The following is a 24238-nucleotide window of genomic DNA, read 5'->3' as shown; positions in this document are numbered from 1 at the left end:
GCAATCGACCTGAGCGTCATACGATCAGATCGTGCAACACATGGCCGTGAATTGTTCCTGCGCCGTGAGGCGACTCAACACCGGATGTTTCAGGCATGGACGCCAGCTCGGACGCATGGAATCCCTTATCCTGCTCGTGCTGACCGACGATGTCCGAGAGACGATCCAACACTGCGCTGTGCAGTGAGCCAGGCGAAGCGTCACCTCTAAACTCGAACGAGCCGCCGAGTTGCTGCGGACCGGCGGGGTGGGATCCAGACGCTCCCTGGGACAGGTTGTGCTGCTCCGCCTCGCCGGTCGGCAAATGGTTGACGCCGCCGGTCGCTGACTTCAGGAGGCTTGGGTTGAGCGTCGTGTCTGCCGTTTCATCGCCGGTTTGATCATGGGCATGAGCCGCCTTGGCGGCGCGTCCCGGTGGCAAGGTGCCGTCGTCAGCATCGCTCCCCGGCGCAAACCTGCCTCCAGCGTGGTGTTCGGCAGCGTCATGGGCAAAATTCAGCATGGCGATCGGAATGTCGGGCACCTGGCCACTCGCGGCAATCGTGCCGCTTTTGCCAGCCATTGAGGCGGCGTCGAAACCGGTCAGGTTGTCGAAGACAAAGCTGGTCTCCGTGGGTGTGACCATGTGCTGCATGATCACCGCCAGCGCACCGGCTGGGGCAGGTGCGGCGTCGCTGCGGGGCGTTTCGATCACGAGCGTTTGCACCTCGTCTGAACCGGGCAAGCTGGAATATCCGCTCGCTGCGATCTGGTCCCAGCTCGAATCGAGGCTTGAGGCCGGCTCGGTTGGTTGGATTGCCGAACTCCCCGCAGCGAGAAGCGTGCCGTCGCCGCCGCCGACATCGGACGAGACTTCGGAAGTGGTCGTCATCACGGCGGTCGCGTCATTTTGCGCGGTTGCGGTGAGGTCGAGCAGATCGCCGGCTACCGCCATCACCGGTGCCGCCGCCGGCGCCGTGATGAAGTCCGACGCGTCGATGGTTGCAACCCCCTGCAAATGAATTTCGAGCAGACCGGAATCGCCGACATGCAGGGTCTGATCCGTCGGATTGACGTACACGATCGTTTGATTGGCCGCGCTGTCGTAGAGCCAGGCGATCGTATGTGCCGGCACGACGGTGCTGGTTGAACTCAAGGCCAATATGACAAACCCAAGCGCGCCAAAGGCAGTCAGGTCGATCTTGTCAGCCCCCGAGGCGAAGTCCGTGATGGTGTCGTACTGGTTTGCGTTGGAATCGGCTACGAACAAATAAGCGAAGCGGTCGTTGCCATTGCTGCCGGTGAGTTGATCCGCACCAAAACCACCGGTTATGACGTCATTGCCGTTGTTGCCGTTGATTGTATCGCTGCCTGAGCCGCCATAGATCACGTCATTCCCATCGTTGCCCTTGATGGTGTCATCGCCTGAGCCGCCATAGAGAACGTCGGATTTGCCCGTGCCGTTGACGGTATCGCTGCTCGCTCCCGCGTAGATGATCTGACCTCGGTCGCCGCCGCCGGCGATGGTTTCGCTCCCCGGTGTTCCATACACGTTCGGAGGATCGGAGATCACTGCAGATCCCGTGGCCAAGTTATCAAAATCGTTGGGGTCTGCATCGCTGGCGCCATGAATGGCGACGGTCACCGTCTGCGTCGTACCGTCGATGGCCGTTACCGTGAACGTGTCGGTCAACGTGTCGCCGACGTCGAGCGCCTGAACCACGCTGTTGTTGTTATCTAGGGTGTAAGTCCATACGCCGGCCGCGGTCATCGTGAAGGTGCCGTATCCGCCGTCACTTGCTGTCGAAGAGACTGCGGTGAACGTGTTCGGCGGGTTGTCGACGTCTGTATCGGTGAGCGTGCCCGTCGCGATGGGAGCGCCAGGCGAGAAAGTTCCTGCCTCGGTCACCGAGCCGGTCGTGGTGCCAGAAATGAGGGCCGCGTCGTTGCTGCCCTGAATGGTGATCGTCACCACCTGCGGCGTGCCGTCGAGGGTTGTGACAGTGAAACTGTCGGTGAGCGTACCGCCGGCATTGAGCGCCTGCACCGCGCCGCTGGCGTTGTCGAGCGTATAGGTCCACACGCCGGCGGCGGTTAACGTAAAAGTGCCATACCCATTCGTGCTTGCCCTCGGCGAACTCACCGCGGTGAAGGTGTTAGGCGCATTGTCGACGTCGGCGGCAGAGAGCGTGCCCGTTGCGCTCGGGCTGCCGGGTGTCGCATCGGCGATGCCGCCGGCCTCAGTCACCGAGCCGGTCGGGGTGCCTGAAACGATGGCAGCATCGTTGGTGCCTTGGATGGTGACCGTCACGACCTGGGCAGTTCCGTCCAGGGTGGTCACTGTGAACATATCGGTCAATGTCTCGCCGGTGTTGAGCGCCTGCACCGCAGCGTTGATATTGTCGAGCTCATAGGTCCACACGCCGGCTGTCGTCATGGTGAAGGTGCCATAGCCGGCGGTGCTCGCCGTTGGCGAGGCGACCGCCGTGAAAGCATTTGCGGTCGTGTCGACGTCCGTATCGGTGAGGATGCCGGTCGCGGTGGGCGTGCCGGGGTTTGCATTGGCGAGGCCGCCAGCCTCGATCACTGCGCCGGTCGTTGCGCCGGAAACGATCGCGGCATCACTGGCTCCGTGGATCGTGATCGTCACCACTTGGGCGGTGCCTCCGCTCGTGGTCACCGTAAAGTTGTCGGTGAGCGTGTCGCCGGCATTGAGTCGCTGCACTGCGGGATTGGCGTTGTCCAAAGTGTAGGTCCACACGCCGGACGCTGTCATCGTGAAGGTGCCATAGCCACCGGTGCTGGTGGTTGGCGAACTCACCGCCGTGAACGTATTGGGCGGATCGTCGACGTCGGTATCGGAAAGGGTGCCGGTCGCAATCGGCGTGCCGGGCGCTCCATTGTCTATGCCGCCAGCCTCGATGGTCGAACCGGTCGTATTGCCAGAGATGATTGCAGCGTCGTTGACACCGTTGATGATGATTGTGAACGTCTTGCTCGCAGAATTGAGGCCGTCGGAAACCGTGATGACGAAATCGTCGGTCGAGGGTGCCTTCAACGCATTGATCGCGGCGCTGTCAGGCACGAACGTGTAGGCACCGCTCGCACTGTTGACGTAGAGCGTCCCGTACGGACTTGGCTTTGACAGATCGTATGTCACTCCGTCGAGGATCGTCTCGCCGGCGGCCGCCCCTATGACACCAAAGGTCAGCTTGGCGCCGCTGCTGGTGCTGCTGGCGGCAAAAACTCCGCTCGTCGGAGTGAATGTATCAAACACCACCGTATCGAGTTCGGTTGGCCCCGCTCCCGTGCTGAGCGTCGGCGGCACAGGGTCGAAAACGGGAATAGCGAATGGTGTCACTGGGGCCAGCAGGTTCTGCGGCGTGGGCGCATCGGACGGAATGAAATTGATCGGCTGCAGCGACAGGGATTTGACAAAGGGTGGTGTGCTCGATCCGTGTGGACCTTGCCCGTCGGAGAGATTGGCGAGCACGTCCTGCTGAGCGGCGCGCAATTCGTCCATGCGAGCGGACGTGTTCGTGACCTGGTTGACGCTGATGGTTGATCCCACCTTCTTGATGACGATCGTCTCGCCGGGATCTTCGACGATGATGTGCCGCGGGATCCGCTCCTTGGTCACGAGCTCGAATGCACCGTGCGCAAGGTCCTTGTAGGTGATGGAATCGTCATCCAGGAATGTGACATCCGGATCCGCCGCCTCGGCGTCTTGCGCGGCCGAGAAAGTCAATGCTGCAAGCGTCAGCATCCCGAAACCGCCCGCGTGCCCTCGGGCGCGAATGCCTGCAATGGGGGTATTCAGCTGGAGCGCTCCGGCTTGTGCCAGCCGGCCTGGTACGAAACTGAAGCTCCCTCGGGTCACGTCGAACAGGGCTGCAAGTGGCATGCCTTCGGCGTCGAAGACGAACTCGCTCAGCTCAACGCGAGTGCCGCAGCCGATATTGAAGAAAGTACCGTCGATGAAGCGAATTGTGATCTGTCCGTCGGCATCGGTCTCCAGCACGTCGCCCCGGTAGATAGGCGCACCAGCCACTGCCTGCGTGGCGATGCCGCTCGCTCGCGTCAGCGTGCAGCGACCGATCACTGTCGGAATATGGCCGATGAGTTCGGCGGGCAGGGCCATGGCGGCCCCGTTATCAACCTGGATGCCGGAAGCAACTAGCATGGCTCGCCCTCGCCTGGGTGATCGTTTCAGGCTCGGCGTGCTGCCTTGCTCGGGTCCTCGCCAAGGCACAAAATTTCCTGGCGCTGGCAGCCCCGAAGGCTTGCCCGCCGAAAGAAATCAAGTCTGAGAGGGAGACGCATTGCGCCGGGGACAGCGAAGCTTACCGCCCATTCCCCGCCGTGCCCCTCCCGCCAATGTGATTAAATTGACAAACGAGATTTATTTAATTGATGGTGCTTGCACCGCGCCGGAGATAAGGTAGTCCAGTTAATAAAATTAAACAATATTATATTTATTGTGGCTCCGTCGCGCGGGTCAGAGAATAGACCGCCGATTAGCGGCAAGATCTTCTCAGAAAGGGGGGATCATGTGCAGACCTGCGATAGCCGCTCTGGCGACCGTCCTCGTTGTGGCGCTTGCCTGCTTCTTACCGGGTGCGGCTCGAGCGCAAATCGATTCCGCCAAGCCCGCCGTCGCTACCTCGTCATCGAAACCGATTGGGAAGGTGGTGGTTGCCACCGGCTCGGTCACAATCGAACATGCGGGCGCAGTGATCGTTCAGGCGAATGTCTCGGGTGACCCCATCCGGGCCAATACGGGTGATCCCGTCTATCTTGGTGATGTGGTGCAGACGGGGGTCGATGGCCGGGTCGCCATCAACTTTACCGACGGCAGCTCGTTCAATCTATCGAGCAACGCCCGTATGGTATTGGATCATTATGTGTATGAGCCGGCCGGCAAGTCCAATGCGAGCCTATTCAATCTCGCCAAGGGAACGTTCACTTTTGTCGCAGGCAGCGTCGCAAAGACAGGCGACATGAAGGTCGATACCCCCGTCGCCACGCTCGGGATCCGGGGCACGACGCCGCACATCGAGATTTTGGATGATGGGTCGGTCAGATTCTCTACCTTGATCGAAGAGGGCAAGAGCAAGCTCCTGAAGAAGCCACCGACATCCGCGGCGCCGGAGCCCGATCGAAGCAGCAGTCGAAGGCTCAACATCTGTCGAGGCTGCTGAGAAACTCGCTTGGTCCGAAGCCGCCGAGCGCTGCAGCGCCGGCCGGGGAGAATGAGCAGTGGCGCTTCATTCACTGTCGGACTCGACACGTGGTGTGGAAATGACCGCAAGAGCCAGTTTCATCCAGGCCGTGATGCTCGCTCTTATGCTTGTCCTGTCCAGTTCGTCGGGCTGGGCGCAGAAGCAGAAGGGCAGCTCCCTCAAGACGGTTGAGCTGTGTAACGGCTCAGACCACGTCTCACCCGAAGCTCGGATCGATGGCTGCACGGCGTTCATCGAAGCGGGCGAGGGGGCGCTGAACGGCTTCGTTGTCGCCTACAACAACAGGGGGAATGCCTATAGCGCTAAAGCCGACTACGAACGCGCGATCAAGGATTTCCTCGAAGCGACCAGGCTTGATCCGAATTATGCGAAAGCCTTCAACAACCTCGGCGTGGCCTATCTGAGAACGGGCGCGCACGATCTCGCGATCAGCGCTTTTGAGGAGGCGCTCAAGCTCAACCCGAACTATGGCGCTGCCTATGCCAACCGCGCGGCGGCGTACCTGAAGGCGAACGCGTACGACCGTGCAGCGCGGGACTATGACGAGGCAATTCGCCTTGATCCGAAGCTGGAGGCGGCGCGGAGCGGCCGCTGTTGGACCCGAGCCGTCCTTGGCGCTTTGCAGGCTGCGCTGGAAGACTGCGATATTGTGCTTCGATCGGAAACGAACAACGCGGCAGCATACGACTCGCGAGCTCTTATAAACCTGAAAATGGGGCAATTCTCCGCGGCGATAGATGATTACAACTCAGCGCTGCGGTTCGCGCCCAAGCTTGCTAGCGCGCTGTACGGCCGAGGGCTTGCCCGCTTCAAGCTCGGCGACACAGATGGTGGCCAAAGCGATATGTCGGCGGCCAAGAAGATCGACGCTCGAATCGACGAAGCCTTTGTCCGCTATGGGATGCCGTGAGGGGCTGGCCAACCCCGGCAGGACCGTTATGCAGGTGTTAACAAATCCTTAACCATCGGCGTCTCAAATTCAAATACGGCGGATCCGTCGACGCTCGATTGCGGCACGGCGTGCTGCCTCCAGAGCAAATCAAGATATAGCATTAACAAGTCCTTAATTGGCGAGACCTACAGTCGACGGCAGGGGCCGGCATCAGTGCCGTGCTGGACCATCGAAACGGAAGACATGCCGCCAATGGGGCGAGAGGCTGCCGCTGGATTTGTGTCGCGCGCCCGCGCTTTCGCGCCGGGCCTGTCGCGTCATGTCCGAAGCGCGGCCATGCTGGCGGTCTGCCTGCTGATCGGCCTTGGTACCCCTGCCCGGGCGGCTGATCCGGTCAGGGGCGAGGCGAGTTTTTCGGCCGGCGGCGGCTTTGCCCGTCTCGTCATCAAGCTCGGCGAGGACGTTCCCTCCGAGGTGACGACCGCGGGTTCCATCCTCGTCATCCGGTTCGACCGGCCCGTCGACGTTCCCGTCGATCGCGTGCCGGCAGGCGCGCCTGACTACATCAATTCCGCGCGCCGCGATCCCGACGGCAGCGCCATCCGCCTGTCGCTGGCGCGGCGCGTCACCGTCAACACCATGAACGCCGGCGAGCGCACCTTCATCGACCTCTTGCCCGAGGGCTGGAAGGGACCGCCGCCGAGCCTGCCGATGGACGTCGTCAAGGAGCTTGCCGAGCGCGCACGCGTCGCCGAGCGCGCGCTGCGTGCCCAGCGCGCCGCGGCCGAGTCCAAGAAGCGTCCGCCGATCCGCGTGCGCGCCTCGGTGCAGCCGACCTTCGTGCGCTTCGTGTTCGAGATGCCCGACGGTGTCGGCGTGTCCTCCGTGCTCAACGAGCAGAAGCTCACGCTCGCTTTCAACGCCAACCTCAATTTCGACCTGGCGGACGCGGTCGTCGCGGCGCCGCCGAACGTCGCCTCGATCAAGCAGAAGGCCGACATCGACCAGACCAATGTCGAGATCGCGTTGATCGGCGATTCCGACGTGCATTCGTTCCGCGACGAGAAGAACTACGTCGTCGACGTGTCTTTCCAGCCCGACAAGGGCAAGATGGCTGCGACGCCCGAGGCGGCGATCGCGCAGATGAAGCCCGCCGGTCACGGACCTCAGCCGGCGCCCGAGAAGCCCGCGGCCGAGAAGCCGAAGGAGGCCCATCGCGAGATCGCGCCGCCGACCTCCGAGACGATCGCGCGCGAAGCCAGGATGGACGCCAAGCCCGACGTCAAGCCGGAGGCGCCCGCCGCGATGCCGGCCGCTGAAGCGCCGAAGCCGGCGCCCGCGGTTGAGGTGGCGCATGCTCCGGAAGCGCCCAAAGACGCTTTGAAGGAAGCCCCGAAGCCCGTAGCCCCCGTCGCTGAAGCTGCGGCCCCGCCGGCCAAGCCCGCGCCTGCCGAAGCGCCGAAAGAGGCCGCGAAGGAGCCGGTCAAGGAAGGTGCCAAGGAAACCGCAAAGGCTGCGCCGGCCGCGCCGCAGCCGAGCATCGCCAGCGTCGATGCGCGCCGCGACAGCGACGGCTTGCGCGTGACGTTCCCGATTCCCGTCGCAACGCCCGCGGCCGCGTTCCGCCGCGGCGACACGGTGTGGCTGGTGTTCGATACGCCGAAGCCGATCGATGTCGAGGCGATCCGCGCCAGGGGCGGCGCGATGATCGGGGAGGTCGGCCGCATCCCGCTCGACAAGGGGCAGGCGGTGCGCATCCGTCTCACCCGTCCGCTGGTCTATTCGCTGGCGAGCGAGGAGGTCGGCAAGGAGACCAACTGGCTTCTGACGCTCGCGGACAAGATCTCGGCGACGCCGCTGCCGCTGATGATGTCGCGCAACATCACTGACCCCGCGCTCGCCAACATCGCGATCCCCTTCGCGAATCCCGGCCAATTGCACAAGCTCACCGATCCCGACGCCGGCGACACGCTCTATGTCGTCACCGCGCAGCGGCCGGTGCGCGGCTTCATCAAGCGGCAGGACCTCGTCGATCTCTCGCTGCTGGAATCCGCGCATGGCATCGCGATCCGGCCGAACTCCGACGAGGTCGGCGTCGAGGTCGGCTCCGACAAGGTGATCCTCGGCAAGAAGGGCGGATTGACGCTGTCGCCGGTCGACATCTCGGCCGAGCGCGCGCCGACCGCGGTCCGCCCGGTCTTCAGTCCCGAAGGTTGGCGCAAGGGCCAGTCGGAAAACTTCATGGCACGCCAGAGCGAGCTGTTGACGGCGATCTCGGCCGTCGAGCCGGCGCTGCGCTCGCTGCCGCGGCTCGACCTCGCGCAGTTCTACATGTCGCGTGCGATGTATCACGAGGCCAAGGCCGTCACCGACGTCATGCTGACCGATCCCCTCAACAAGGAGGAGAGCGGCGCGCTGATCATGCATGCGATCGCCAACATCCTGATCGGCCGCCCGACGCAGGGCCTGAAGGACCTCGCCAATCCCGTGATCGGCAACAGCCACGATTCCCAGCTCTGGAAGGCGCTCGCCTTTGCGCGTCAGGGCAAATGGGCGGATGCGCGCGAGAAGTTCAAGAACGTCGAATTTGCCATCGCCTCGCTGCCGCTCGACATCCAGCGCATCGTGACGATGGATGCGATGCGCGCGTCGCTGGAGGTGAAGGATTATGCCGGCGCTTCCAAGCGCCGCAGCGAGCTCGAGGTGGTCGGCGTCTCGCCCGAGGCTGCGCCCGGCTTCGCCGTGCTGCGCGGCCGGCTCGCCGAGGCGCTCGGCCACGACAAGGACGCGCTCGACGATTACAAATTCGCTGCCGCCTCGGCGGACCGGCCGGCGGCCGCCGAGGCCAAGCAGCTCGAAGTCGCGCTGCGGCAGAAGCGCGACGAGATCGGCAAGGAAGACGCGCTGCGCGAGCTCGAGACCCTGTCCATGACCTGGCGCGGCGACACGATCGAGGTCAGGACGCTGCAGATGCTGTCGCGGATGTATGCCGACAGCGGTCGCTACCGCGACGCGCTCACCGCGGCGCGCACCGCGACGCGGCTGCAGCCGAACGCGGAAGCCTCCCGTCAGGCACAGGATCTCGCCTCCGAGCTGTTCACGCAGATTTTCCTGGGACCGAAGGGTGACGAGCTGCCGCCGGTCGAAGCGCTCGGGATGTTCTACGAGTTTCGCGAGCTGACGCCGATCGGCCGTCGCGGCGACGAACTGATCCGCCGGCTCGCCGACCGTCTCGCCTCGATCGATCTGCTCGATCAGGCTGCCGAGCTCCTGCAGTACCAGGTCGACCATCGCCTCGAAGGCGCCGCGCGTGCCCAGGTCGCCGCACGCCTTTCCATGATCTATCTCGCCAACCGCAAGCCCGACATGGCGATCACCGCGCTGCGCGCCAGCCGCATCAGCGATCTCTCCGGCGAGCTCAGGCAGCAGCGCCTGCTGCTGGAGGCGCGCGCGCAGAGCGACGTCGGCCGTCACGATCTCGCGCTCGACATCGTCTCCAACGTCTCCGGGCGCGAGGTGCTCCGCCTGCGCTCCGACATCTTCTGGGCGGCACGGCGCTGGCGCGAGTCCGCCGAGCAGATCGAGCTCTATTACGGCGAGCGCTTCCGTGACTTCAAGCCGCTCAACGCGGTGGAGAAGAGCGACATCATCCGCGCCGCCGTCGGCTATGCGCTCGCCGACGACTCGATCGGCCTGTCGCGCTTCCGCGAGAAATACGCGCCGCTGATGAGCGAGAGCGCCGACCGTCTCGCCTTCGACATCGCCAGCAAGCCGGCCGCGGCCTCCAGCGCCGAATTCGCCGAGATCGCCAAGCTCGCTGCCAGCGTCGACACGCTCGACGGCTTCCTGCGCGAGATGAAGCAGCGCTTCCCTGACGCCACCGCCCGCGCACCGGCCGCCCCCCACGCCAAGGACGAAGCGGAGCACACCGGCTCGCTGCCCACGATCCCGGTGGTGCGGCAGATCAAGATGACGCGGTAACACCGACGGCTTCAGGTTGAAACCAATCACTGCTGGCTGGGGGCACCTCTCCCGCAAGCGGGAGAGGGAGTGCAACTCCGTTGTTGATGCGGGACAAGGCCGGCTTTCCTTGTGGAAGGGGCGATGTTCCCCTCACCCGCCGTAACTCTGCACCAGGCTCCCCGCCACCAGCGACCAGCCGTCGACCAACACGAAGAAGATCAGCTTGAACGGCAGCGAGATCGTCGCAGGCGGCAGCATCATCATGCCCATCGACATCAGCACGGAAGCGACGACGAGGTCGATGATCAGGAAGGGCAGGAACAACAGGAAGCCGATCTCGAAGGCGCGCTTCAACTCGGAGATCATGAAGGCCGGGACGAGGATGCGAAGGGCGAGGTCGTCGGGGGTGGCCGGTGCCGCTTCGCCCGAGAGATCCAGAAACAGCTTGAGGTCCTTCTCGCGCACGTTCTTCTGCATGAAGCCGCGCAGGGGGACGGAGGCGCGCTGCAGCGCGTCCTCGACGCCGATCTGGTTGGCGACCAGCGGCCGGATGCCGTCGTCGTAGGATTTCTGCAGCACCGGGCCCATCACGAAGAAGGTGAGGAACATCGCGAGCGCGATGATCACCGAGTTCGGTGGTGCGGTCGCCGTGCCCATCGCGGTGCGCAGTAGCGACAGCACGACCACGATGCGCGTGAACGACGTCATCATGATCAGGATCGACGGAGCGATCGACAGCACGGTGAGCAGCGCGATGAGCTGGATCGCGCGCTCGGTGACGCCGCCACCGCCAGCACCGCCGCCGCCGAGATTGATGCTGATGTCCTGCGCATGCGCAGGGCCCGCGAGCGAAGCCGCGGCGATCAGGACAGAAAGGAAAACAACTCTACGCGGGAGGGACAGCAGCCTCACGAAGACGGCTTCGGACGGCCGAGCAGCGAGGCCATCTCGTCTTCGAGGTTTTCAAAGCTGGTCTTTTCCGCGGCCGGCTTCGGCGGCGGAGCCGGTGGCGCCGCCGGCTCGCTGCGTGCCGCCCGCGGGGGCGGCGCGGCAGGGGGCTCCGGCGCGACGGGAGGGGCGACCGTTTCGCCGGCGGGGCGGCGTAGCGCAGCCTCTAACCGCTGCGCCATTTCGGCGAGGTTCTGCTCGGCGCTCGAAGGGCTCGCGGGAGCGGGCGCCGGCGGCGGAACGGGCGGCGCCTGCGGCACGGGCGGAGGAGGCGGCGGTGTGGCGGCGCGCTCGGCGCGCGGTGGCGGCATCTTGGCCGGCTCGCTCTGACGCGGCGGACGCGGCATCAGCGGCGGCTCGCTGCGCGGGACGCGCGGCGGCAGCGGCTCGGGGCGCGGTTCGCGCTCGGGACGCGGCGCGATCGGTTCGGGCGGAAAGCCGCCCATCGGTGGTTCGCTGCGGCGTTCGGCCAGCGCGGGAGCGGGCCGGCGCAGTTCGTCGGCGAAGGACGGGCGTGCGGGCCGCGGCGGCGGCTCCGGCATTTGCGGCTCGGGATGATCGAGCAGCTCGGGCCGCGGCGCTTCGTCGGCCCAGCCGCCGGCATCGGGCATCGGGGCGAGGCGCGGCGGCTCGGCGGCGTTGGGACGCTGCGGCAGCTGATCGCGGCCATGCGCGGCGCGAACGATGTTGGGCTCGACGACGATGTCGGTGGGGCCGCCGATCATCAGGAGGTGCTCGACATTGTCACGCCGGACCAGCACCAGGCGGCGCCTTCCGTCGACCGCGGCGGCATCGATCACGGCAAGGCGGGGCATCCTGCCGCGCTGGGTGTTGGCGCCGAGCCGGCTGGTGGCGAATCGGCGAACCAGCCAAGCAGCGACGCCGATCAACGCCAGGACGACGATGAACGCGACGATGAAGGTGATAGGGCTGCCTTGCATACTTGTCCCCGACAAATGGCGCTTCTGTCGTGCCCATGGTCGGATGCGCCAACCACCGGCCTACGATGCCCCAAACTGCGATTTCTTAACGTCCCACGGCAAGTTTTGCCGTCCCCAACTCTTAATAACCCATGAATCGCTCGATCCAAAACGACTTCTTGGCCCGTGCCGGCGCCGCCAAACGGTTGGGTTAATGCCACTTTTGGAGACGTAGAAACACGGGGGGCGTAGTTGACTGTCCCGCACGGGGACATGTGTCGGGGATCCTCTTAACCAGCTGTTAACCATACACACGGCAAATTCTGCCTAGCTGCGGACCTCAGGGGTCCGTGAGAGGCGGAAGGAGCCGCGACGATGTCCATCAACGACCTCCCGGTACTGTCGGCGCTTCGCACCAAGATGCAGTGGCACCAGGAACGCCAGCGCGTCCTGTCCGAGAACGTCTCCAATTCCGATACGCCCAAATTCCGGCCGCGCGACCTGGTCGAGCCGAAACTCGACAAGTCCGGGGCCGTCACCGGCTCGATGGGACCCTTGGCGATGATGCGCACCAGCGGCTCTCACATGACCCCGTCGGGCGCGGCGTCCGGATTCGACCAGAACAAGAACGCGGGCTTCGAAACCCGCCCCGCGGGCAACGCCGTCAATCTCGAAGAGGAGATGATGAAGGCCGCCAGCAACCAGATGGACTACGCGGCAGCGACCTCGCTCTATTCGAAGAGCCTGCATCTGCTCAAGACCGCGATTGGCAAGGGCTAGCCGCATGATCGACGGAACAGAACGGCTAGAGGAGGCGCATCATGGCCAATGACAGCAGCGACTTTGCCCGCTCCATGGCGATCGCGACCTCCGGTCTGCGGGCGCAAGCCGGCCGCATGCGGGTGATCTCGGAAAACATCGCGAACGCGGATTCGACCGCGCAGACGTCAGGCGGCGATCCCTACCGGCGCAAGGTTCCGACCTTCTCCTCCGCGCTCGACCGCTCGCTCGACGCGCAGGTCGTCACCCTCGGCAAGATCAAGCCCGACCAGTCGAACTTCCGCGTCAAATACGAGCCGAACAATCCGGTCGCGGACGCCAGCGGCAACGTCAAATATCCCAACGTGAACTCGGTGGTCGAGATGACCGACATGCGCGATGCGCAGCGGTCCTACGAGGCCAACCTCAACATCATCAGTGCGACGCGCCGGATGATCCAGCGCACGCTCGACATCCTCAAGAGCTGAACAGGACAATTGAGCCATGGCATCACCGTCAGTCGCCGCCAATGCATATGCCAACCTCGCCCGCGTGCTGGACAACACCGGCGCCGGTGCCGGTGCCGGTAAGGGCACCGAGGCCGGCGGGCAGTCCTTTGCCTCGCTGCTGAAGGACGCCGTCGGCAGCGTCATGGAGTCCGGCCGCAAGTCCGATGCGCAGACGGTCGCGATGGCCTCCGGCAAGGCCAATGTGATGGACGTGGTGACCGCGGTCGCCGACACCGACGTCGCGGTGTCCACCCTGGTCTCGGTCCGCGACCGCATGATCGCGGCCTATGAAGACATCATGAAGATGCCGATCTGATTTGCACCGGTCATTCCGGGGCGGTGCGAAGCACCGAGCCCGGAACCTTAAGATTCCAGGCTCTCGCTTCGCGAACCCCGGAATGACGGAAATACTTACAGTGAGAATTCCCAAATGACCGGACCCGAGACCCTCGACGTTGCGCGCGATGCGATCTGGACGATCGTGATCGTGTCCTCACCCCTGATGGTGGTGGGCCTCGTGGTCGGCGTCATCGTGTCGCTGTTCCAGGCGCTGACGCAGATCCAGGAACAGACGCTGATCTACGTGCCGAAGATCCTCGCCATCTTTGCCACGATGCTGCTGGCGCTGCCGTTCATGGCCGACGCGCTGCATTCCCACATGCTGCGGATCTCGTCGCGAATCATCGGCGGCTGAGGCAAGATGCGGCAATTATGCGCATCGACGTCTCGCTGCTGCCGGCGCTCGCCGCTTCCTTCATGCTCGTCTTCGCCCGGGTCGGCGCGATGGTGATGCTGTTGCCGGGGCTCGGCGAGACCAACATTCCGACCCGGATCAAGCTCTCGATCGCGCTGCTGCTGACGATGATCATCCTGCCGCTGCACCGCAACGCCTACCAGGTCGACATGGGCTCGCTGGCGCCGCTGCTGGTCCTGATGCTGCATGAGATCGCGATCGGCATCGTGCTGGGCGCGACCGCGCGCGTGACGCTGTCGGCGCTGCAGGTCGCGGGATCCGTGATCGCGCAGCAGATGGGGCTCGGCTTCGTCACCTCGGTCGATCCGACGCAGGGACAGCAGGGCGTGCTGGTCGGCAACTTCCTGACCATGCTGGGCGTGACGCTGCTGTTCGCCACCGACAGCCATCATCTGGTGATCGCGGCGCTGAACGACAGCTATACGATCTTCTCGCCGGGCGAGACCGTGTCGAGCGGCGACGTCGCCGCGCTCGCAACCCGCGCCTTCGCCGCCGCGTTTCGCTTAGGGCTGCAGCTTTCGGGGCCGTTCCTGGTGTTCGGCCTCGTCTTCAACATCGGCTTAGGGGTGCTGGCGCGGCTGATGCCGCAGATGCAGGTCTATTTCGTCGGTGTGCCGCTCTCCATCTTCGCAGGCTTCCTGGTGCTCGCCGTCGTGCTCACGGCGATGATGGGCACCTATCTGGATTACTTCATCGGTGTCATGCACCAGTTGATGCCGCTCAGGTAACGAGGGATCGATGGCGGAAGACAACGATCCAGAGAGTCAAACAGAAGACCCGACACAAAAGCGTCTGGACGATGCGCTCGAGCGCGGCGACGTTGCCAAGAGCCAGGAGATCAACACCTGGTTCATGATGGCGGGCGGCACGCTCGTGGTCTCGACCTTCTCGGGTTCGGTGGGCAGCGGGCTGCTGGCTCCGATGCGCAATCTGCTCGCCAATTCCTGGATGATCAAGACCGACGGCAAGGCGCTGCTGGCGCTGATGCAGCACGTCGAATTCGCCATTCTCGCGGCGATCGGCGTGCCGCTGCTGATGCTGATGCTGGCGGCGGTCGCCGGCAACATGCTGCAGCACCGGCTGGTGTGGTCGACCGAATCCCTGACACCGAAGTTCAGCAAGATCTCGCCCGGCGCCGGCTTCGAGCGCATCTTCGGCAAGCAGGCGGCGGCCAATTTTCTCAAGGGCATCGGCAAGCTGGTGCTGCTCGGCGTGGTCATGACCATGATCCTGTGGCCGGAGCGGCATCGCATGGAAGCGATGGTCAGGCTCGATCCTGCCGCCATGCTCGGCGCCAGCACCAGCATGACCATTCATCTGCTCGGCGCTGTGGTCGCGGCGCTCGCGGTCGTCGCCATCGCCGATTATTTCTTCCAGTATCGCAGCTGGTTCCAGCGGCAGAAGATGTCGCTCCAGGAGATCAAGGAAGAGTTCAAGCAGTCCGAAGGCGATCCGCACATCAAGGGCAAGCTCAGGCAGTTGCGGCAGCAGCGCTCCAAGAAGCGCATGATGGCGGCGGTTCCCAAGGCCTCGGTGATCATCACCAACCCGACCCACTATTCGATCGCGCTGTCCTACGAGCGCGGCATGTCGGCGCCGATCTGCGTCGCCAAGGGCGTCGACAACCTCGCCTTCAAGATCCGGGAGATCGCGCGCGCGCACGACATCCCGATCGTGGAGAACGTGCCGCTGGCCCGCGCGCTCTACGCTACCGTCGAGATCGACCAGGAAATCCCGACCGAGCACTATCACGCGGTCGCCGAGGTGATCGGTTACGTCATGCGGCTGAAGCAGGGATTCCGTGCCGGACGCGGCTAAAACACCCGAAAAGGTCCGGAAATGGCTGTAATCTGGGAATCAGCTTACCTTTCGCTCCCGCTGCCCTTGCACCTCGGGGTCCGATTCAGGCAGGGAGGACCCCATGCGCCCCGTGGCGCGTTGATTCTCTGCCGACAGGCCGCGCCAGCTTGAGATGACCGCCGAGACCGACCACGACCTCACACGCGAGCCCGTTGCGGCGCACGAGCCGTCGCAGCGCTCGGGCAGCATTGCGCTGGTGCTGCTGGTGGCCGCCGGCCTCGTCGCCGTCGCCGTCGGGCTGATGACGCTCGGCCGCGCGCAGGCGCAGCCCTATATCCTCGGCATCCTCGCCGTGCTGGCGATGGTCGGCCTGTTCAACCTGTTCGCCTTCGCCGCCGGCATCATCCGCTTCGCCGACCGCAATCTCGATGATCCCGTGGTGGGGCGGATCGCGGATCATGGATTCGACGGGTTGGCGGTCACCGATGCCCGCGGCCACGTGGTCTATTCCAATGCAGCCTATCTGACGCTGACCGGCGCCGCCGGCCCGCAGGACGTGCGCCCGGTGGAACGCGTCTTCATCGGCAATCCCGACGTTTCCGAAGCCGTATTCCGTTTGCTGAAAGCGGCCCGCGAAGGCAAGCGCCAGCAGGAGGAGGTGCGCATCTCCGGCCAGGACGGCAGCCAGGGCCGCTGGCTGCGCATGCGGGTGCGCCCGCTTGGCACCGGCAAGCGTGAGTCCAAATACGCGGTATGGTCGATCGCCGACATCACCCGCGACCGCGAGCGCCAGGAAGATGTGTTCCAGGAGCTGCAACACGCCATCGAATATCTCGATCATGCCCCGTGCGGCTTCTTCTCGGTCAATCCGGCCGGGGAGCTTGCTTATGTAAACGCGACGCTGGCGAACTGGCTCGACTACGACCTCGCCGAGATCGGCTCGGGCGGCCTGAAGCTGACCGACATCGTCTCCGGCGACGGCGCATCGCTGCTGACCTCGATCGTGGCCGTGCCGGGCGAGGTGAAGACGGAGGTCTTCGACATCGACCTGCGCATGCGCACCGGCAAGACCATGCCGGTGCGGCTCTATCACAAGCTCGCCTTCGGCGCCGACGGTGCGCCGGGCCCCTCGCGCACGCTGGTCATCAGCCGCGCCCGCGACGAGCGCAGCGACCCCGATCGCGCCGCAGAAGTGCGCTTCATGCGCTTCTTCGACCACACGCCGATGGCGATCGCGACCGTCGACCGCGGCGGCAACGTCGTGCGCGCCAATGCGCGCTACGCCAAGCTCGGCCAGGCGCTGGGGCTCGACAGCGCCTCCAAGTCGATCTTCCGCGCGGTCAATTCGCGCGACCGGCATCTCCTGATCGCGGCCATCAACCAGGCCGCCGAAGGCCAGGCCGACATCGCGCCGGTCGAGGTGGCGCTGGAAGGGACCAAGGAGCGCTGGGGCCAGTTCTTCGTCACGCCGGTCGATTCCGCCGAGAACGAGACGGAAGCCGCCATCGTGCACATGCTCGAGACCACCGAGCGGCGCGCGCTGGAGAACCAGATCAACCAGTCGCAGAAGATGGAGACGGTCGGCCAGCTTGCCGGCGGCATCGCCCACGACTTCAACAACGTGCTGTCCGCCATCATGATGGCGAACGACTTCCTGCTGAACGCGCACAAGCCGACCGACCCGTCGTTCCAGGACATCATGCAGATCAAGCAGAACGCGACGCGCGCCGCGACGCTGGTGCGGCAGTTGCTTGCGTTCTCGCGGCGGCAGACGCTGCGGCCGCAGGTGCTCGATCTCGGCGATGCGCTCTCCGATCTCACCATGCTGCTGCGCCGGCTGATCGGCGAGAAGGTCAAGCTCGACCTCGTTCACGGCCGCGATCTCTGGCCGGTGAAGGTCGACGTCTCCCAGTTCGAGCAGGTGATCGTCAATCTCGCGGTGAACGCGCGCGACGCCATGCCCGACGGCGGCAAGCTGATCATCCGCACCGCCAACGTCACCACCGAGGACGCGGGCAAGCTCGCCTACAAGGGCATGCCGGCCGCGGATTATGTGCGGATCGAGGTCGCCGACACCGGCACCGGCATTCCCGCCGATATCCGCGACAAGATCTTCGAGCCGTTCTTCTCGACCAAGGAAGTGGGCAAAGGCACCGGCCTTGGCCTCTCGACGGTCTACGGCATCGTCAAGCAGACCGGCGGTTTCATCTACGTGGATTCCGAGCCGGGGCAGGGCACCTCGTTCCACATCTTCCTGCCGCGCCATCACGCCGAGCCGGAGGTGCAGGTCGAGCAGCCGGCCGTTGCCACCGCGACGAATGGCGCCGCGAAGGAAGCTGTGGCCGTCGAGGCCAAGCCGCGCACCGATCTCACGGGGCAGGGCACCATCCTGCTGGTCGAGGACGAAGAGGGCCTACGCGCGCTGAACGCACGTGGCCTGCGCTCGCGCGGCTATACCGTGGTCGAGGCCGAGAACGGCGTCGAAGCCATGGAGATGCTGGAGGAGCAGAGCGGCGGGATCGATCTTGTCGTCTCCGACGTCGTCATGCCCGAGATGGACGGCCCGACGCTCCTGAAGGCGATGCGGGAAAAGAACCCCGACATCAAGTTCATCTTCGTCTCCGGCTATGCGGAGGACGCCTTCGAGAAGAGCCTGCCAGAGGGCCAGCAGTTCGACTTCCTGCCGAAACCGTTCACGCTCAGCCAGCTCGTGGCGGCGGTGAAGGAGACGATGACGAAGCAGGGGTGAGGTTTCGCGAGAAGCTCGCAATGAGGGGGGAAAGGGTGGAAATCTTCCCCCGAAACCGCCGGTAGCCGGTGACCACGGTTCCCTCGCCACCCGGCCAAGCCCCCGCCAAATATGGGCTTTTGCCACATCCCCGCGACTGAGGGCCGCAGCCGCAAGTTCCCAAACACACTTCACTTTTTGGGAAGTCTGCCCATCTTAGGGGCACGTCCCCATGCCGGGGATTTGGGAAACGCACATGAATTTCTCGCTACGCTCCCGCAACCTCTTCAAGACGCTCGCCGTCATGCTGGCGCTTGCGCTGCCGACAGCGCTCGTCATTTCGTCCGCCGACGCGCGCGTCGGCGGCGGCGGCTCGTCGGGCTCACGCGGCTCGCGCACCTTTTCGGCACCGCCCTCGACCTCCACGGCGCCGGGCTCGGCCTCGCAATTCAACCGCACCTACACCCAGCCGGGTGCAGGCATGAACTCGGCTGCGTCCGCGCCCGCGCGTGGCGGCCTGTTCGGCGGCCGCGCCGGCGGCTTCATGGGCGGCCTTGCGGCCGGCTTCCTCGGCGCCGGCTTGCTCGGCATGCTGTTCGGCGGCGGCCTGTTCGGCGGCCTCGGCGGCCTGTCCTCGATCCTCGGCCTGATCATCCAGATCGTGCTGGTGGTGCTGGTGGTGCGGCTGGCGATGTCTTGGTGGCAGCGCCGTCACACGCCGCAGGCGGCTTATGCCAATGCCGACGCAGGCGCAGCTTCGGGACCGCAGCCGAACCAGCGCAGCGGTCTCGGTGGCGGCCTTGGTGGTGGTCTCGGCGGCTTCGGCTTCGGCGCCAATGCCAATAACGCGCCGCTCGAGATCAAGCCGGACGACTATGAAGCGTTCGAGCGCCTGCTCGGCGAGATCCAGACCGCCTGGTCGAACGAGGACGTGGCCAAGCTGCACACGCTCGCGACGCCGGAGATGGTCTCCTATTTCGAGCAGGACCTCGCCCAGAACCGCGCGCGCAACGTCGTCAACAAGGTGACCAACGTCAAGCTGCTGCAGGGCGACCTTGCCGAGGCCTGGCGCGAAGGCGAGACCGATTACGCTACGGTGGCGCTGCGCTTCGCGCTCACCGACAAGACGCTGGACCGCAACAGCGGCACGGTGGTCGCCGGCAGCGAACAGCCGGGCGAAGTCACCGAGGTCTGGACCTTCGCCCGCCGGCCCGGCAGCGGCTGGGAATTGTCGGCGATCCAGCAGACCAACTGATCGCAACGCGATCGAGACGAGAAGGGCGTCGTGCTTGCCGCACGGCGCCCTTTTTCTTTGGGCGCCTCACGCGGCATTGGAATAAGCGGATGCGCCTTGGGTTGAAATTCTGGCGGCCAACGACAAACACGATTGGGGGGACAAGATGATCCGTATCGAGAGATCCGTGACGATTTCAGGGCTCGCGCTGGCACTGGCCTTGGCGGCGGCGCCATCCGCGCAGGCGCAATCGGCCGACATGACGTTCTTCGTGACCTCGAGCGGCCCGGGCAAGGGCGCCGATCTCGGCGGCCTGGAGGGCGCCGATGCGCACTGCGCGAGGCTGGCGCAGGCCGCCGGCGCAGCAGCCAAAACCTGGCGCGCTTATCTCTCGGCGCAGGCTGCCGACGGCAAGCCGGCCGTCAATGCCAAGGACCGCATCGGCAAGGGACCGTGGCAGAACGCGAAGGGCGCGGTGATCGCCAAGGACGTGGCTGACCTGCACGGCCCCGCCAACAACCTCACCAAGCAGACCGCCCTCAGCGAGAAGGGCGAGGTCACCAACGGCCGCGGCGACACGCCGAACCGGCATGACATCCTGACGGGAACGCAGCCCGACGGCACCGCATTCGCCGCCGGCGACGACAAGACCTGCAAGAACTGGACATCGAGCACGCAAGGTGTGGCGATCGTTGGCCACGCCGATCGTCTAGGCTTGCGCGATGACGAACCGTCAAAATCCTGGAACAGCTCGCACCCCTCGCGCGGCCCCGACGGCGGCTGCTCGCAGGCCGATCTGAAGAGCACCGGCGGCGACGGGCTGCTGTATTGTTTCGCTGCGAATTGAGGGCTGAGCTCTCTCCACGCGTCATTGCGAGGAGCGAAGAGACGAAGCAATCCAGAATCTTGCCGCAGAGACACTCTGGATTGCTTCCGCCTTCGCCAAGGCTTTGGCGGACAAGTCGCTGCGCTCGCAATGACGCGTGTTGAGAGAGGGTTCCGTATCACCCTGACGGAACCCGAGGCCGCATGTTACATTGGTCCGCTAGCATCCACGCTCACGGACCCCTCCCATGAAATACGAGCTCTATTACTGGCCCGAGATCCAGGGCCGCGGCGAATATGTGCGGCTGGCGCTGGAGGAGGCGGGCGCGGCTTACGTCGATGTCGCGCGGGGAGCGCGCGGCACGGCTGCGATGATGAAGATGATGGACGCGCAGAAGGGCACGCCGCCCTTTGCGCCGCCATTCCTGAAAGCGGGCAAGCTCGTCATCGGCCAGACCGCCAATATCCTGCTCTATCTCGGTAGCCGACACGGACTCGCACCGAAGACGGAGGCAGCAAAGCTCTGGGTGCATCAGCTCCAGCTCACCATCACCGACCTCGTGGTCGAGATTCACGACACCCATCATCCGCTCGGACCCTCGCTCTATTACGAGGACCAGAAGCCGCCGGCGAAGAAGCGCACGGCCGATTTCTGGGACGAGCGCGTGCCGAAATATCTCGGCTATTTCGAGCAGCTTCTCGCGGCCAATGGCGGCGCCTATGTCACCGGCCGGAGGCTGACCTATGTCGACCTCTCGCTGTTCCAGGTCGTCGCGGGGCTGCGCTATGCCTTTCCCAAGCGCATGAAGGCGTTCGAGACAGACGTTCCGGGCCTCCTCGGCCTGCACGATCGGATCGCCGCGCGGCCGAACATCAAGGCCTATCTCGCAAGCCCGCGCCGCATTCCCTTCAACGAGCAGGGCATCTTCCGCCGGTATCGCGAGCTGGATAATTAGCCGGTCCGGACGAAGACTGGCGGCAGCCTCCGTTCCGGACCGGCCGCTTCGGGCGCGATCAGTCGCCCGAACGCGTCGTGGCCGGGGAACGTCCGTGAACGCTCCGGTATCGCTCGTCCGAATCATCGGGGACGGGAGAGAGGTCGTGCTCGTCGGGGCAGGGGGGCTTGCAGAACATCGTCGCGTCTCCGTCGCAAAGGTGCGGGTTCCCTTAGCGGGGCTCGCTGGCCGCGACGTCAGTCGATCGGAGGAGGGGGCACGATTTTCTGTGCAGTGGCGCCTTCACCAGACGCCCGGCACCAGGCGATAGCGCACCCGGGCCGCGTAGTCGGCATAGCCCGGCAGGCCGTCGCGCAGGATGCGTTCCTCGATGCCGATACGGATCGCGAACAAGGCGATGAAGACCGGGACCATCGCGAGTCCCCACCACGAGCCCAGCAGCAGCGGCAACCCGGTGAAGAACAGCACCATGCCGCTATACATGGGATGACGCACATGGGCGTAGGGCCCGGTCGAGATCACGCGTTGCGCGCGCTCGGCTTGCAGCTTCACCACGGGGGCGGCGAACGAGTTCTCGCGAAAGACCCACAGCGTGAACAGCGTCGACAGCAGGAACAGTGCGACGCCGGCTACCTGCAACGCGACCGGCATGTCGGACCCTTCAACGCGCCGGTCGATGCCGATCAGCACCAGCCAGGCCAGCATCGCAACGATGAGGGCGCCCATGAACACCTTGTCGGCGGCGGGCTGATCCTTTTGCAGAAGTGGTCGCAGACGCTCGGCGAGCAGCGCCGGATCGATCCGGTACAGCCACCAGCCGCAGAGCGGGCCGAGCAGGATGCATGCCGCGAGGAACGCCCAGGCTGCGGGCCAGCGCAAGGTCCCTGCGGATGCGAACAGCAGCGCGCCCATCGCGACGGTGGTGATCGTGTTCTGCAGCAGCAGTCTGGCGATCATGGTCGATCTCGTCCGGGTGTCAGACCTTGATCGGCGGTGTAAAGGCCGCGATGAGCCGAACCAGATCCGCCTGCCGTTTGGTTCCGGTCTTGACGAAGATCCGTGCAAGATGGGTCTTGATGGTCGTTTCGGCGATGCCCATGCTCCTGGCCACGTCCGGCACCCCGCCGATCTCGACGATGGACAGGAAGACCCGCAGTTCGGTCGGCGTCAGCTTGAACAGCTTGCGGATGAGGTCGGGCGCGACGATCGTATCGAGTGCTGCCTTGCTGACGAACAGCACGGCGCAGGCGTCGTAGCTGGCGCCGAATCTTTGCCGGCGGCCGGCGGTCAGCGGCAGGAGATGTCCGACATAATGCGAGCCGTCGCGGGCGGTCATATGCAGCGAGATGCTCGCGCTCGCTATCGCCCGGTCTCCGACCACCGTGCCCGCCAGCGCCTGCCGCAGCACGCGATCGGCATTCAGGTCGTTCGTCACCAGCCGGCCACGAACCGACCGAAGGATTTCGCCCTCGCCCAGGAAGTCGCGCGCGCTCGCATTGGCGTGGGTGATATGACCCTCGGCATCGAGCAGCAGCACGGCGGTTCGCAGGGCGTCGAGGGTGCTGACCGAATTCGTCTCCAGCTCGTTCTGCTGCTGCAGCTTCTGCCTGACCAGCATGGCCCGTTGCACGTGCGGCGTGAGGTGGGAGATTACCTGGTACATCCTGCGGTCGACAGGACCGCCGGCCTTCATGATCGAGAGGCGGGATATTCCCTCGGCTGATTTGTCGAGCAGGATATTGGCGGCGTCTTCGAGGCCCTGCGGCCGCGTCCATTCGTTGTAGAACATGGTGGTCCGGAATTCGTCGACGTCGATCCAGTCCCTGATGGTCTGGATCTGGCCGACCGGTGCGTGAAGCACGCCACGCGACGGATCGAATGGCTCGTAGGTCTCGATGTAGGACTGAATATAGGCAGGATCGACGCTGACGGCATGCGAGATCACCGCCTCGCCGGCAGCTCCGATCCGGACCAGCCCGCCGCTCTGGCCGCCCGCCAGGTCGACAATACCTGAAAGTGTCGTGGACCATCGCGAATCGTCAAGCGCTGCATCGTAGATGTCCGCCACCAGCGACAGCAGCCTTTCATTCAGTTCCATTGGCGTGTCCCACAGACGCTTGCCCGCCAGACGTTCGGATGGGCTCGTTCGGCCTCGCAGATGAGCACGCCGAATGCGGAAACTTGATGAGCCGGATCACACTTGAAGGCGTGCGCCGATTCGAAAGGCGGCGGTTTGCGAGCCCATCGTGCGCCAAGGGGACAATGCCGCGGCGGGGAGTATCCAGGGCCAGTGCAACTTTCGCGCGAACGCAAGCAGCCGCGCCGCCCCGGCGGCGAAGACCGTGTTCGGGCAGTTGCAGTGTTGCGATCATGCGCAGGTCCCGGGCTGGCCGCGCACGATATTGATCCCGCTATCCGGCAAAGATGCGGCTGGATGCGAAACAGGTCTGATCGATCGCACCGGGCGAATCCGCCCGCGGGGGGATCGATCAGGCGAGCTGATCGATCCGCGTGCCCTGACCCGGCGGCAGCGGCGCGGGCGGCTGCGGCTTGTAGGTCGGGTCGGCGTCCTTGGTCTTGGTCTGGTCGTCCTGCTGCTTGGTCGTGTCGTAGCTCGGAACCACGATCGCGATCGGCGGCGGTGCTACGGTAGAAACCTTCATCCGCAAATCCTCACACATGGAAACAATTGAGCCTGCGCCGTGAGGAGCGAAAATTCCTTCAAGCC

19 protein-coding genes are annotated in these 24238 nt (G+C 64.9%); 13 read left to right on the top strand and 6 right to left on the bottom strand.

What is annotated here, in order from left to right; all coding sequences use genetic code 11:
* Positions 1 to 16: 16 nt before the first annotated feature.
* On the bottom strand, positions 17 to 4162 hold the full coding sequence (locus tag XH83_RS24265; RefSeq protein ID WP_246776314.1) for a VCBS domain-containing protein: 4146 nt from the start codon (positions 4160 to 4162) through the stop codon (positions 17 to 19).
* Positions 4163 to 4529: 367 nt separating this feature from the next.
* On the opposite strand from XH83_RS24265, the gene XH83_RS24260 reads away from it, so the two are divergent.
* The 3 genes from XH83_RS24260 (at position 4530) to XH83_RS24250 (ending at position 10095) form a co-directional block, all read left to right on the top strand.
* Complete coding sequence (locus tag XH83_RS24260) at positions 4530 to 5180, top strand: FecR domain-containing protein (RefSeq protein WP_194403230.1); 651 nt, start codon at positions 4530 to 4532, stop codon at positions 5178 to 5180.
* Between the two features lie 58 nt (positions 5181 to 5238).
* Positions 5239 to 6132: a tetratricopeptide repeat protein gene (locus XH83_RS24255; RefSeq protein WP_246776313.1), complete on the top strand. Its 894-nt coding sequence runs from the start codon at positions 5239 to 5241 to the stop codon at positions 6130 to 6132.
* Between the two features lie 234 nt (positions 6133 to 6366).
* Positions 6367 to 10095 (top strand): tetratricopeptide repeat protein, encoded by a 3729-nt coding sequence (locus tag XH83_RS24250; protein WP_194403229.1) that lies wholly within the window; start codon positions 6367 to 6369, stop codon positions 10093 to 10095.
* 132 nt (positions 10096 to 10227) lie between these two features.
* Here XH83_RS24250 and fliP read toward each other — a convergent pair whose 3' ends face one another.
* Both fliP and XH83_RS24240 read right to left on the bottom strand, forming a co-directional pair.
* Positions 10228 to 10989: a flagellar type III secretion system pore protein FliP gene (gene fliP, locus XH83_RS24245; protein ID WP_194403228.1), complete on the bottom strand. Its 762-nt coding sequence runs from the start codon at positions 10987 to 10989 to the stop codon at positions 10228 to 10230.
* Entirely contained in the window at positions 10986 to 11966 is a 981-nt protein-coding gene (locus tag XH83_RS24240) for a flagellar biosynthetic protein FliO (protein ID WP_194403227.1), read from the bottom strand. Before XH83_RS24240 ends, fliP begins: the two co-directional genes overlap by 4 nt.
* A gap of 354 nt (positions 11967 to 12320) precedes the next feature.
* On the opposite strand from XH83_RS24240, the gene flgB reads away from it, so the two are divergent.
* The 10 genes from flgB to XH83_RS24190 all read left to right on the top strand — a co-directional run bounded on the left by flgB (position 12321) and on the right by XH83_RS24190 (position 21510).
* A complete protein-coding gene (gene flgB / locus XH83_RS24235) occupies positions 12321 to 12725 on the top strand; it encodes a flagellar basal body rod protein FlgB (protein WP_194403226.1) in 405 nt (134 codons plus the stop codon).
* Positions 12726 to 12766: 41 nt separating this feature from the next.
* Positions 12767 to 13192 carry a flagellar basal body rod protein FlgC gene (gene flgC, locus XH83_RS24230; RefSeq protein WP_194403225.1) on the top strand — a complete coding sequence of 142 codons (426 nt, stop codon included), beginning with the start codon at positions 12767 to 12769 and terminating at the stop codon, positions 13190 to 13192.
* 16 nt (positions 13193 to 13208) lie between these two features.
* Complete coding sequence (gene fliE / locus XH83_RS24225; protein ID WP_194403224.1) at positions 13209 to 13529, top strand: flagellar hook-basal body complex protein FliE; 321 nt, start codon at positions 13209 to 13211, stop codon at positions 13527 to 13529.
* A gap of 114 nt (positions 13530 to 13643) precedes the next feature.
* A complete protein-coding gene (gene fliQ / locus XH83_RS24220) occupies positions 13644 to 13907 on the top strand; it encodes a flagellar biosynthesis protein FliQ (RefSeq protein WP_015684971.1) in 264 nt (87 codons plus the stop codon).
* A gap of 17 nt (positions 13908 to 13924) precedes the next feature.
* Positions 13925 to 14695 carry a flagellar biosynthetic protein FliR gene (gene fliR, locus XH83_RS24215; RefSeq protein WP_194403223.1) on the top strand — a complete coding sequence of 257 codons (771 nt, stop codon included), beginning with the start codon at positions 13925 to 13927 and terminating at the stop codon, positions 14693 to 14695.
* A gap of 10 nt (positions 14696 to 14705) precedes the next feature.
* Positions 14706 to 15785, top strand: a complete 1080-nt coding sequence (flhB, locus tag XH83_RS24210) for a flagellar biosynthesis protein FlhB (RefSeq protein ID WP_194403222.1) — start codon at positions 14706 to 14708, stop codon at positions 15783 to 15785.
* A gap of 154 nt (positions 15786 to 15939) precedes the next feature.
* Positions 15940 to 18516 carry a cell cycle histidine kinase CckA gene (gene cckA / locus XH83_RS24205; protein ID WP_194403221.1) on the top strand — a complete coding sequence of 859 codons (2577 nt, stop codon included), beginning with the start codon at positions 15940 to 15942 and terminating at the stop codon, positions 18514 to 18516.
* A gap of 211 nt (positions 18517 to 18727) precedes the next feature.
* Positions 18728 to 19750 (top strand): Tim44 domain-containing protein, encoded by a 1023-nt coding sequence (locus XH83_RS24200; protein ID WP_194403220.1) that lies wholly within the window; start codon positions 18728 to 18730, stop codon positions 19748 to 19750.
* 145 nt (positions 19751 to 19895) lie between these two features.
* The gene (locus tag XH83_RS24195) at positions 19896 to 20576 is read left to right on the top strand and encodes a lectin (protein WP_194403219.1); all 681 of its coding nucleotides are present in this window, start codon (positions 19896 to 19898) and stop codon (positions 20574 to 20576) included.
* 226 nt (positions 20577 to 20802) lie between these two features.
* The gene (locus XH83_RS24190) at positions 20803 to 21510 is read left to right on the top strand and encodes a glutathione S-transferase (RefSeq protein WP_194403218.1); all 708 of its coding nucleotides are present in this window, start codon (positions 20803 to 20805) and stop codon (positions 21508 to 21510) included.
* A gap of 282 nt (positions 21511 to 21792) precedes the next feature.
* Here XH83_RS24190 and XH83_RS24185 read toward each other — a convergent pair whose 3' ends face one another.
* From XH83_RS24185 to XH83_RS24175, 3 genes are all read right to left on the bottom strand, one after another.
* Positions 21793 to 22467 (bottom strand): isoprenylcysteine carboxylmethyltransferase family protein, encoded by a 675-nt coding sequence (locus XH83_RS24185; RefSeq protein WP_194403217.1) that lies wholly within the window; start codon positions 22465 to 22467, stop codon positions 21793 to 21795.
* Positions 22468 to 22486: 19 nt separating this feature from the next.
* Positions 22487 to 23608: a helix-turn-helix transcriptional regulator gene (locus tag XH83_RS24180; RefSeq protein WP_194403216.1), complete on the bottom strand. Its 1122-nt coding sequence runs from the start codon at positions 23606 to 23608 to the stop codon at positions 22487 to 22489.
* Between the two features lie 391 nt (positions 23609 to 23999).
* Positions 24000 to 24173 carry a hypothetical protein gene (locus XH83_RS24175; protein WP_018321873.1) on the bottom strand — a complete coding sequence of 58 codons (174 nt, stop codon included), beginning with the start codon at positions 24171 to 24173 and terminating at the stop codon, positions 24000 to 24002.
* Positions 24174 to 24238 lie beyond the last annotated feature (65 nt).

The organism is Bradyrhizobium sp. CCBAU 53351 (genome assembly GCF_015291745.1).
Taxonomy (GTDB): domain Bacteria; phylum Pseudomonadota; class Alphaproteobacteria; order Rhizobiales; family Xanthobacteraceae; genus Bradyrhizobium.
This window is presented reverse-complemented; position numbering and strand designations above follow the sequence as displayed.

Bases quoted from the DNA above. Each gene is read 5' to 3' on its own strand.
- XH83_RS24265 (WP_246776314.1), bottom strand. From the start codon at position 4,162: ATGCTAGTTGCTTCCGGCATCCAGGTTGATAACGGGGCCGCCATGGCC.
- XH83_RS24260 (WP_194403230.1), top strand. From the start codon at position 4,530: ATGTGCAGACCTGCGATAGCCGCTCTGGCGACCGTCCTCGTTGTGGCG.
- XH83_RS24250 (WP_194403229.1), top strand. From the start codon at position 6,367: ATGGGGCGAGAGGCTGCCGCTGGATTTGTGTCGCGCGCCCGCGCTTTC.
- XH83_RS24240 (WP_194403227.1), bottom strand. From the start codon at position 11,966: ATGCAAGGCAGCCCTATCACCTTCATCGTCGCGTTCATCGTCGTCCTG.
- flgB (WP_194403226.1), top strand. From the start codon at position 12,321: ATGTCCATCAACGACCTCCCGGTACTGTCGGCGCTTCGCACCAAGATG.
- flgC (WP_194403225.1), top strand. From the start codon at position 12,767: ATGGCCAATGACAGCAGCGACTTTGCCCGCTCCATGGCGATCGCGACC.
- fliE (WP_194403224.1), top strand. From the start codon at position 13,209: ATGGCATCACCGTCAGTCGCCGCCAATGCATATGCCAACCTCGCCCGC.
- fliQ (WP_015684971.1), top strand. From the start codon at position 13,644: ATGACCGGACCCGAGACCCTCGACGTTGCGCGCGATGCGATCTGGACG.
- fliR (WP_194403223.1), top strand. From the start codon at position 13,925: ATGCGCATCGACGTCTCGCTGCTGCCGGCGCTCGCCGCTTCCTTCATG.
- flhB (WP_194403222.1), top strand. From the start codon at position 14,706: ATGGCGGAAGACAACGATCCAGAGAGTCAAACAGAAGACCCGACACAA.
- cckA (WP_194403221.1), top strand. From the start codon at position 15,940: ATGACCGCCGAGACCGACCACGACCTCACACGCGAGCCCGTTGCGGCG.
- XH83_RS24200 (WP_194403220.1), top strand. From the start codon at position 18,728: ATGCCGGGGATTTGGGAAACGCACATGAATTTCTCGCTACGCTCCCGC.
- XH83_RS24195 (WP_194403219.1), top strand. From the start codon at position 19,896: ATGATCCGTATCGAGAGATCCGTGACGATTTCAGGGCTCGCGCTGGCA.
- XH83_RS24190 (WP_194403218.1), top strand. From the start codon at position 20,803: ATGAAATACGAGCTCTATTACTGGCCCGAGATCCAGGGCCGCGGCGAA.
- XH83_RS24185 (WP_194403217.1), bottom strand. From the start codon at position 22,467: ATGATCGCCAGACTGCTGCTGCAGAACACGATCACCACCGTCGCGATG.
- XH83_RS24180 (WP_194403216.1), bottom strand. From the start codon at position 23,608: ATGGAACTGAATGAAAGGCTGCTGTCGCTGGTGGCGGACATCTACGAT.
- XH83_RS24175 (WP_018321873.1), bottom strand. From the start codon at position 24,173: ATGAAGGTTTCTACCGTAGCACCGCCGCCGATCGCGATCGTGGTTCCG.